The following is a 9,968-nucleotide window of genomic DNA, read 5'->3' as shown; positions in this document are numbered from 1 at the left end:
CCCTCCCACTCTCCCCCAACAACCTCTCCGCCTCCCTAGCCAGATCCACCGCGATCCACAGCATGTGATCCCGGTGTTTCTCCCCGGCTTCCTCGAACCACCCGTTGCCGTCGCCGTAGCAGCACCACAGCAGGGAGTTCAGCTGGGCCAGTTTGATTTCGAGGAGGTCTCGGGCGTCTTCGCCCGTGGGGGTGGACGAAGGTGTCGCGCCGCGTGTGCGGCGGGGAGATTGGGGCGTAGAACGCCCGGCCATAATTCGATCAGCCATTTGTTGTGCTCCTTCTAAGGTATTGCACGTCTCTTGGTCAGACGGTCAGGGTGTTCACGCACCCTGGCCGTCGCCTTTTGTGCCTCACATTCGTGTCGCCGCTTCACAAAGAGGCATCGACACCCGCCGTGAGGCAAGGCGGTTCATTCGCTCGCACGAATCAATCGATCGATCAATCAATGAATGTCTGGGAAGAAGGCGTTCCTTTCACGGGGTTCGTCGGCCGCTACAGCGGGCCGTCTTGTCGCGGGGGCATTCACTGTAGAGAAGCGAAGCCGCGCAAGAGAAAAGAATTCGTCGACGATTTCTCGAATCGACGAGATATCTGAGGTGCCCCGGTTTTTCTGCTTTACCGGAGGCGGAGCGAAGCAAGACTCGGTGCGGGGCCGGCCGCCAGCTAGTGCGCGTGCGTGGCGCGCTCGGCTTCGCTGTCGTGGTGGTCCTGGCTGACACCTCGGGCCGGCAGCGCGTCGGCCGCCAGCGCAAGGAAGAGCGCAAGGAGCAGCCACAGCGCCACGTCGCTCAACCGGTAGAGGTTCTTGCGAAAGCGCTTGGTGCGGCGGATCACGGCGCGACTCCCGGGGCGGCCGTGCGGGCGTCGTCGTTCAACGCCGGAAGAAGACAAAGCCCCACGCCGCGGACCGCATCCACCGCGAAGGCCGCGTCGTCCACGTCAGCCATGGGGCATGAGGTGGTACAGCTCCGGCAGAAAGCCGCCGGGCGCAGTAAGGCGCGACTTGAGCCGCACGACCAGGTGCAAGTCGTCCACCAGGTGGATGTCGCCGCCGCGGTTGGTGAGCTGCAGCTTCACGGCCAGCAGGCCCTGCAGCTTGGCGCGGTGCCATTCGGCGGCGTCGGCGATCTGTGCGCGCGTCATGGCCGCGATGCCGATGCCGTGTTCCAGCTCGGCCGCACGCAGGCAGGCCACGACGCGGTCGACGCTTTTCAGCGTGCCCTCGATCACCTCCAGGCAACGCTCGGCCAGCCGCGTGGGCTCGTCGGCGGAGTTGCCGTACACGAAGGCCTCGTAGGGACGGGACGCGCGCTTGGAATCGCGAGGCATGGGCTGCGGGCCGGCGTTGCGGCTCAGCGCGGCAGCAGGTCCAGGCATTGGCGGCGGCGCCACACGGCGCTGCGCACGGCCTGGCTGTCGTCGAACACGACCTTGTACTGGCACACGAGGTAGTTGGCCGACTGGGGCATCTGGAACTTGAAGTGGTAGTCCCACTCGGTGCCGAGCGCGCCGCGCTGCTGCTTCAGCGCCTGTCCGAGCACGGCGAGCACCTGGGCCTGGTTGAGGCCGGGCTTGATCTCGCGAAAGCGCTCCGGCCGCGACACGACGCCGTCGCGCAGAAAGGGCTCCTTGAAGTCGGGGCGGCGCGCCTCGACGTCGCGGTAGTCGAGCTTGTCGGGGTTGCTCACGGGGTCCACGGGGTTGTCGCGGGCCACCGCAGGAGCGGCGGCGCCGAGCAGCGCGGCGGCGAGCACGAAGGCGGCAGCGGCGGGGGATGCGTGCGGGGTGGTTTTCATGGCTAGCGTCCTCTTGGGTCGGATGGGTGTCGGATGGGTTTCGTGGGGAAATGAGCGCGCGCGCGGGTCAGCGCTCGCGCATGGCTTCGCGCGCCTTGTTCAGCGGCTTGGTCAGGTAGTCCCACACGGTCTTGCGGCCGGTGCGGATGTCGGCGGTGGTCACCATGCCGGGCACGATAGGCATGCGGCGGCCGGCCTTGTCGGTGAGTGCGTCGGAGTCGGTGCGCACGAGCACGGGGTAGTACACGATCTCGGGCTTGACCTCGTCGCGCTGGGTGTCGGGCGCGATGGTCACCACGCGGCCCTTGAGGCCGCCGTACACGGCGTAGTCGTAGGCGGTGATCTTGATCTGCGCCTCCTGCCCGGGCCGCATGAAGGCGATGTCGCGCGGGGAGATACGCGCCTCGACCAGCAGCTGGTCGTCCAGCGGCACAAGCGTCAGCAGCGAGCCGTTGGGCGGCACGACGCCGCCGATGGTGGTGACCTGCAAGCTCTTGACGATGCCGCGCACGGGCGAGCTCAGGGTGAGCCGCTCGAGCGAGTCGGCGCGCCCGCGCACCACGGACGACAACGACTTGACCTCGGCATCGGCCTTGGCCAGCTCTTCGCGGCTGCGCACCATGTAGTTGGCACGCGCCTCGGCGATCTTCAGCTCCAGGTCGGCGGCCTGGCGTTGCAGGCGGATGAGCTCGACGTTGCTGGCCGCGCCGCTCACCTGCAGCGAGCGCGTGATGTCGAGCTCCTTGCGCACGAGCGAAAGCGCCTGGCCCAGGCCGGACACGGTGTCGCGCAGGCTGCCCTGGCGCGAGCGGAAGAGCGCGCTTTCGGAATCGACCAGTTGGGCGTAGGCCTTCAGCTCGGCGGGGAACTGCAGGCTGCCCTGCCCTTGCACCTCGGCGCGCAGGCGCACGCTGCTGGCCAGGGCGGCGCGGTAGCGCGCGGCGGTTTCTTCCACGTTCGATTCGCCGCGCGTGGGGTCGAGTTGCGCAAGCACCTGGCCCTTCTCGACGATCTGGCCTTCGTGCACACGCAGCTCGGCCAGGATGCCGCCTTCGAGCGACTGGATGCGCTGCTCGCGCGAGCTGGGAATCACCTTGCCCATGCCGCTGGACACTTCGTCGATCTCGAAGACCCAGGCCCACACGAAGAAGGCGAGCAGAAAGAGCGCAATGAACCACACGACGCGCGCGGAGCCGCTGGCGCGGGCTTCGTCGAAGTCGTCGGCGCCGCCGGGGCCCCACACGGTGGCGGTGGATACGGCCGGTGCCTGCGCGGCGGCTTGCACCTGCGCCTTGGTCAATGTCACGGCATTCATGCCTGCCCCTCCTTGCTGCGGCCTGCGGAGGCCATCGCCTCGCGCGAGGCGACCGCGCCCTGGCGCAGCCGCGCCATCACCTGCTCACGCGGGCCGTCGAGCACGACGGCGCCGCCGTCCACCACGAGGATGCGGTCGACCGCCTCGAGCACGGCCGGGCGGTGCGTGGCCAGCACCAGCGTGCGGCCGGCGGGCAGCGCGCGCAGCTGTTCGATCACTTCGCGTTCGGCCACTTCGTCGAGCGAGGCGGTGGGCTCGTCGAGCAGCAGCACGCCGGGGCGGCGCAGCATGAGCCGCGCGAGCAGCAGGCTCTGGCGCTGTCCGCCCGAGAGGCCGCGCCCGCCTTCGAGCAGCGGATGGTCCAGCCCGGTGGGCAGGCGGCGCACGAAGGCCCAGGCGCCGGTGGCCTGCAGGGCCGCCACCAGTTCGGCATCGGTGGCGTGGGGCGTACCCATCTGCAGGTTCTCGCGCAGGGTGCCGTGGAACAGGCGCGCGTCTTGCGCGAGCAGGCCGACGTCGCGGCGCACGTCGGCGGGGTCGATGTGCGCCATCGACACGCCGTCGAGCAGCACGCTGCCCGCGCGCGGCTCGATGAGGCCCGACAGCGCCTGCAGCAGCGTCGACTTGCCCGCGCCGTTGCGCCCGAGCACGGCAATGCGTTCGCCGGCGCCGATGTGCAGCGCCTTCACGTGCAGCGCGGTGGTCTGGCCGTCGTGACTGAAGACGGCGTCGCGCAGCGCGTAGTCGCCCTGCACGGCCGGCCGGTGCACGCGGGTCTCGTGGGGCGGGTGGTCAACCGGGAGCTTCATGAGCTGGTCGAGCGCCTCGCCGGCCACCTTGGCCTGCTGCCAGCGGTTGAGCACCTGCGTCACGCCGGCCAGCGGCGCGAGCATGCGGGTCGACAGGATCGATGCGGCCACGAGCACGCCGGTGCTCATGTGGCCGTCCATCACCAGCGGCGCGCCGAAGAACACGACGAAGGCGAAGGCGGCGCCCTGCACGGTCTGGGTCCAGTTGCTCAGGGTGTTGAGCAGCGCGCGCAGTTGCAGGCCCGAGTCGGCGTTGACGGCGTTGTAGTGGTTCCACTGGTTCTGGAAGCGCGGCTCGGCCTGCAGGCCCTTGATGTCGTCGATGCCCTGCACGGCCTCGACCAGCATGGCGTTGCGCAGCGACGACTCGCGCATGCCCGTCTGGGCCAGCGCGCGCAGGCGCGGCTGGGCCAGCAGGCTGGGCACGATCAGCAGCACGCACGCGGCCAGCGGCACCAGCACGAGCCAGCCGGCAATGAACCAGAAGAGCACGCAGAACACGAAGAAGAACGGCAGGTCGGCCACGGCCGCCACGGTGGTCGATGTGAGCATTTCGCGCACGGGCTCCAGCTCGCGCAGCTGCGAGATGAAGGTGCCGGTGGCGCGCGGGCGGGCCGAGCCGCGCACGCGCAGCGCGTGGCCGAACACGCGGTCTGAAATGCGCAGGTCGGCGCGCTTGCCCACCACGTCGGTGATGCGCATGCGCGCGCCGCGCATGACCCAGCTGAACGCGATCGACAGCAGCACGCCGCCGAACAGCACATGCAGCGTGGGCAGCGACTGCGCGGGCACGACGCGGTCGTACACCTGCATCGAGAACAGCGTGCCGGCCAGCGCCATGAGGTTGTAGGCCAGCGACGCAACGAGGATGTGCGCGTACGGCCGCCAGTCGGCCAGCACGATCTGGCGCAGCCAGTGCGGCTCCACCGGGCGGATGTAGGCGTCCACGCGCGAGTCGGGCGCCGATTGCGCGGGCCGCAGCACGGCCATGGCTTCGAGCGCGGGTTGCAGCTCGTCCACGGTGCAGACGGTTTCCGCACCCTGGTCGCCACCGAGCATCACGCGCAGGCCCTGCGCCGAGATGGCGGTGACCACGGCCACCTGCCCGTCGCGCAGCTGCAGCACCACGGGCAGGCGCCAGGGGCTCAGGGTGTCCAGGCGCGGCGCGACCTGGCGCACGGTGAGCCCGGCCTGCCGGGCCATCTGGCGCACGCGCTCGCCGATGTCTTCATGGTCGCTCCATGCGGCGGCGCCGCGGATGCGCTCGCGCGAGGTGTCGAGGTGGTAGTGGGCGGCCACGGCGAGCACGGCGTCGACCCAGCCGGCGAGCAGCTCGGGGCCGCGCGCGGCAGAAAGCTCGGGCATGGTGGTGGCGGTCATGGCTGGCCTCCGGCGACGAGCTCGCCCGCATCGACCAGCCCGAAGGCCTCGCGCAGGCGGCCCGACTGGTACAGGCACTCGACCGCGAGCCGCTGCACTTCGTGCGTGCTCTCGGCCTGCTCGAAGCGCGCGCCGTGGAACTCCTGCTCGGCATTGAGCAGGTCGAGCAGCGAGCGCGTGCCCAGCTGCAGGTACTGCTCGCGGTACAGGTCGCGCGTGCGCTGCGTGCTGTGCACGCGCGCGGCGAGCACGGGCAGGCGCAGCGCGTGGCCTTGCGATTGCACGCGCGCGTCTTCGAGGCGCTGGCGCACGCTGAGTTCGGCATAGCCCAGCGCGGCCTCGGCCGCCTCGACGGCGTGCGCGGCGGCGCGCTGACGGGCCTGGCTGCGCCCGCCTTCGTACAGCGGCGCGGTGAAGTTGACGGTGAACGTGCTTTCGTTGGCCGACTGGCCGGCGGGCCGCGCGCCCGATTCGAGCCCCCGGTTGACGGCGGCGTTGAGCGACAGCGTGGGCAGAAGCTGCGCATCGGCACCGCGCAACGCGGCCTGCGCCATGTCGCGCTCGGCCTGCGCCATCTGCACGGTCGGTGCAGGCAAGGCCGTCTGCGGCAACGCGGCGCAGGCGCTCGCGAGCGGCGCAGGCGCTTCGCCGGCGATGTCGGCCGGCGCGCGGCCCTGGGTCAGGTGCATGAGGTTCAGGCGCCAGCGCTCGGCCTGCGACGCGGTGTTGAGTTGCTGGGCGCGCGCGGCTTCCAGGCGCGACTGCGCCTGCGCCACGTCGGACTGGCTGGTGGCGCCCTTGGCCTGGCGCTCGCCCACGAGGCCGGCCAGCGACTGCACGCCCTTCACCTGGGCCTGCGCGATTTCGCCGAGCGCCTGCTGGCGATGCACTTCGATCCATGCCTGCGCGGTGTCGCGCACCACGTCGTCGACCGCCACCAGCAGCTTGGCGCGCGCGGCCGTGGCCGAGGCTTCGGCTTCGCTCACGGCGCTCGACACCTTGCCGAAGTCGTACAGCAGCTGGGTCACCGACAGCGAGGCCTGGTGCACCTGGCGGCGACCGTCGGCCTGCAGCTGGCGGTTGCCCGTGCGTGCGCTGACGCCGGCGCTGACCTGCGGGTAGTAGCCCGAGCGCGCGGCCGCAATGCCCTCGCCCGCCTGCAGCGCCTGGCCGACGGCGTTGCGCACGGTCGGGTGCGAGGTGGCGGCCAGGCGCACGGCCTCGGCCATGCCCAGCGGGGCGGCGGTGCTCGCTTGCGCAAGCGCCGCCGATCCGGCGAGCAGGAAGAAAAGGCCCGCGGCAGCAGACGAAAGATGACGGGAAGCAAGCATGCGTGAAGACGTGCAGACCACCAGGTGCCGCCGCCGCAAGCGGCGCCGGCACACCGGTCGGTCAGTGGTGAAGCGCGAGGCCCATGTGAAGCTCGTCGTCGAGCGATGGCGCCACGGGCGGTGCGTAGGCCGCGAGCGAATCGGCCGACGACGCCAGCGACAGCACCGTGGGAGACGCCTGCGTGCCACCGAAGGCCGGTGGGAACGCGGCCTGCAGCAGCGCATGCAGCGACTCGGCGGCGCCGAAGCCCTGCAGCATGTCGGACAGCTGCAGCCCTCCCCACGCCAGGCCGTCGCCGAAGGGGAAATGCGGCGCATCGTGCTGCTCTTGCTGCTCGATCGACACCGTGACTTCATCGACGCCGGCCAGGCCCAGCGAGTCGGCCGAGGTGAAGAGCGCTGCCGCCCCCGCTGCAGGCGTGTAGTTGACGTGCAGCGTCTGCGTGGCCACGTTGCTCGCATCGCCGTCGCGGTCGACCACCTGGTAGCTGAGGGTCTCGTCGTAGTTGTGCGAGGTGGTGGTGCGCGGTGCCACCTGGTAGCTGAACTCGCCCGTGTCGAAGTCCACCACCAGCTTGCCGCCCTTGTCGGTGGCAATGGTGACCTGGTGCGTCGCCTGGTTGTAGCTGTAGTCGCTGCTGGTGGCCGGGCCGGTCTTCGTCATCCCACCCGTGACGCTGTTGAAGGTGTAGGTGGTGCCGTCGATGGTCAGCGTGGACACATGGCCGCCGTCGGCTCCGAAGCCCGACGAACCGCCGAGGCCGCCGGTCAGCAGGTTGCTGACCGTGGGCGGCACGCTGATCGTGCCTTGCAGCATGTCGTTCAGCTGGCTCGTGTCGGTGACGATCTTGCCGTTGGTGTTCGTGCCGGTGTTGCCGTTGTAGGCGATGGGGTCGATGATGCCCTGCGCCGCGGGCAAGAGGTCGGACCCGAGACCCAGTGCGAACGAGTTGATCTTGTTGTTGGTGAGGAAGGTCTTCCAGATCGCTTCTTCCGCCGCCTGGATACCGTAGTCGGCCGAACCGCTGCTGCTGCTGTTCGACAACTGCCCTGTGTCGCCATCGCCCCGCGTCGGCTCGCCGTCCGTGAGGAAGTAAGACACGTTCTGGGCCCCCTGCAGCTTGCCTCCGGCCGAGAAACCGCTCATCGCCGTAGCCAGGGCCGCGTCGTAGTTGGTGCTGCCCCCGTGCAGCAGGGTCTGCACCAACGCCTTGGCCTCGGCCGCCGTCATCCAGGCCTGCTGCGCCTGCCCGGTCGTGCTGAAGGTGACAAGCTGCACCCGGACTTCGCCGTACAGGTCGTAGCCGTCGATCAGGTTCTGGACGGCCGCCTTCGCACGGGAGAGCCGCGTCGGCGTTTCCTCGTTCATGCTCCCGGAAAGGTCCAGGATCACCATCAGGTTCGTGTTGATCGGCGCCACGTCGACGGACTGCTCGCCGTTCACGAGCACCGGCGCATCGTCCTTGACCGGCACGTTGAAGCCCACTGGCGCGCCGCTGAGCTGGCCATCGCTCACCACGGCCTCGAAGTGCAGGTTCGACACGCCCTCGCCGTTGCCCGTCGGGTGGTCGATCGGCGCCTTCAGCGTGACGGTGTAGCCCGCCTCGAACTGCCCCGCGCCCGTGGCGCTGACGTTGCCCACGGCCACGGTCATCACCTCGGTGGTGACGCCGTCGACGGTGACGCTGCCCGTGAGCGTGTGCGTGCCCGCGTCCCAGGTCCACGACACCGGCTGGCCGCCGGAGGTGACGCCGGCCGGGCCGCTGAGCGACACCGACAGGTCGCCCGCCAGGCTGTCGGGGTCCGCGATGGAGATCTTGCCGGTCGATTGCACCGACGGCTCGCCCACCGCAGCAATGCCGCCGGGCAGGCTGCCTTCGGAGACGATGCCGGCGTCGGTCGCCGTGGCCGTCGGCGGGTCGTTCACCGGGTTGACGGTCACGGTCACCGTGCTGGTGGTCGTGCCGCCGTGGCCGTCGCTCACCGTGACGGTGAAGCTGTCGGTGCCGTTGAAGTTGGCGTTGGGAACGTAGGTGTAGGTGCCGTTGGGGTTCACCGTCACCGTGCCGTTCGACGGGTTGCTGCCCTTGGTGTAAGTGAGCGTGTCGCCGTCGACGTCGCTGCCGACGATCTGCCCGCTGACCGGCGTGTCTTCGTCCGTGGTCTTGGTGTCGTCGGGCGCCGTCGGCTCCTCGTTGACGTTCTGCTCGTTGAGCGTGACGGGGATGTTCGTCGTGACGGTGCCGTCGCTCGCACCGACCACCAGCGCGTGCGCGTTGGCGCCAGCTTCGTAGTCGTTGACGAAGGCTGCAGCGCCTGCCGGCGTGAGGCTGATCGCGCCCGTGAGCGGATCGATGGCGAAGTAGCCGTTGTCGTTGCCCGAGAGGATGCTGTAGTTGACGGTTGCGCTGTCGATGTCGGTGGCGCGGACCGTGCCCAGCACGGTGCCCGCAGTGCGGTTCTCGTCGTAGCCGAAGACGTAGCCGGTGGCTGAGTCCACCGGCGTGCCGCCGCCGTCGACGAACACGGGGGCGTCGTTGACGGGGTTGATGGTCACGTTCACCGTGCTGGTGGTCGTGCCGCCGTGGCCGTCGCTGACCGTGACGGTGAAGCTGTCGGTTCCGTTGAAGTCGGCATTGGGCGTGTACGTGTAGGTGCCGTCAGCGTTGACGGTGACCGTGCCGTGCGATGGGTCGCTGCCCTTGGCGTAGGTCAGCGTGTCGCCGTCGACGTCGCTGCCAACCACTTGACCGCTGACGGGCGTGTCTTCGTCCGTCGTCTGGGTGTAGTTGGGCACCGTCGGCGCGTCGTTGACGTCCTGCTCGTTGAGCGTGACGGGGATGGTGGTCGTGGCCGTGCCATCGGTCGCGCCGATCACCAGCGCGTGCGCGTTGGCGCCTGCTTCGTAGTCGTTGACGAAGGCTGCTGCGCCTGCCGGCGTGAGGCTGATCTCGCCCGTGGCGGGGTTGATGGCGAAGTAGCCGTTGTCGTTGCCCGAGAGGATGCTGTAGGTGACGTTCGCGCTGTCGATGTCGGTCGCCTGGACTGTGCCAAGCACGGTGCCTGCGGGGCGGTTCTCGTCGTAGCCGAAAACGTAGCCAGTGGCCGTGTCCACCGGCGTGCCGCCGCCGTCGACGAACACGGGGGCGTCGTTGACGGGGTCGATCGTCACGGTGACCGTGCTGGTCGTCGTGCCGCCGTGGCCGTCGCTCACCGTGACGGTGAAGCTGTCGGTGCCGTTGAAGTTGGCGTTCGGGGTGTAGGTGTAGGAGCCGTCCGCGTTGACCGTGACCGTGCCGTTCGCGGGGTCGCTGCCCTTGGTGTAGGTCAACGTG

At 69.7% G+C, this 9,968-nt stretch carries 8 protein-coding genes; all 8 read right to left on the bottom strand.

The features are described 5' to 3' along the window. Window positions 1-268 (bottom strand): hypothetical protein (locus AC07XP_RS20150; RefSeq protein ID WP_495265665.1); only part of this gene is annotated, 268 nt, incomplete at its 3' end. A 397-nt stretch (window positions 269-665) separates the two neighbouring features. Beyond that, window positions 666-836 (bottom strand): hypothetical protein, encoded by a 171-nt coding sequence (locus tag AC07XP_RS20145; RefSeq protein WP_157627413.1) that lies wholly within the window; start codon window positions 834-836, stop codon window positions 666-668. 105 nt (window positions 837-941) lie between these two features. Continuing rightward, a complete protein-coding gene (locus AC07XP_RS20140) occupies window positions 942-1,331 on the bottom strand; it encodes a hypothetical protein (protein ID WP_492736436.1) in 390 nt (129 codons plus the stop codon). A gap of 23 nt (window positions 1,332-1,354) precedes the next feature. Beyond that, complete coding sequence (bamE, locus tag AC07XP_RS20135; RefSeq protein WP_062479197.1) at window positions 1,355-1,798, bottom strand: outer membrane protein assembly factor BamE domain-containing protein; 444 nt, start codon at window positions 1,796-1,798, stop codon at window positions 1,355-1,357. Between the two features lie 67 nt (window positions 1,799-1,865). Continuing rightward, window positions 1,866-3,113 carry a beta-barrel domain-containing protein gene (locus tag AC07XP_RS20130; RefSeq protein WP_495265664.1) on the bottom strand — a complete coding sequence of 416 codons (1,248 nt, stop codon included), beginning with the start codon at window positions 3,111-3,113 and terminating at the stop codon, window positions 1,866-1,868. Further along, window positions 3,110-5,302, bottom strand: coding sequence for a type I secretion system permease/ATPase (locus AC07XP_RS20125; protein WP_495265663.1), 2,193 nt, complete (start codon window positions 5,300-5,302; stop codon window positions 3,110-3,112). The genes AC07XP_RS20130 and AC07XP_RS20125 overlap by 4 nt, the downstream gene beginning before the upstream one ends. Continuing rightward, the gene (locus AC07XP_RS20120; protein WP_495265662.1) at window positions 5,299-6,633 is read right to left on the bottom strand and encodes a TolC family outer membrane protein; all 1,335 of its coding nucleotides are present in this window, start codon (window positions 6,631-6,633) and stop codon (window positions 5,299-5,301) included. Before AC07XP_RS20120 ends, AC07XP_RS20125 begins: the two co-directional genes overlap by 4 nt. Window positions 6,634-6,694: 61 nt before the next feature. Further along, window positions 6,695-9,968: tandem-95 repeat protein (locus AC07XP_RS20115; protein WP_495265661.1), on the bottom strand; the 3,274-nt coding region annotated here is incomplete at its 5' end.

Source organism: Variovorax sp. GW531-E2 (assembly GCF_059423125.1).
This window is presented reverse-complemented; position numbering and strand designations above follow the sequence as displayed.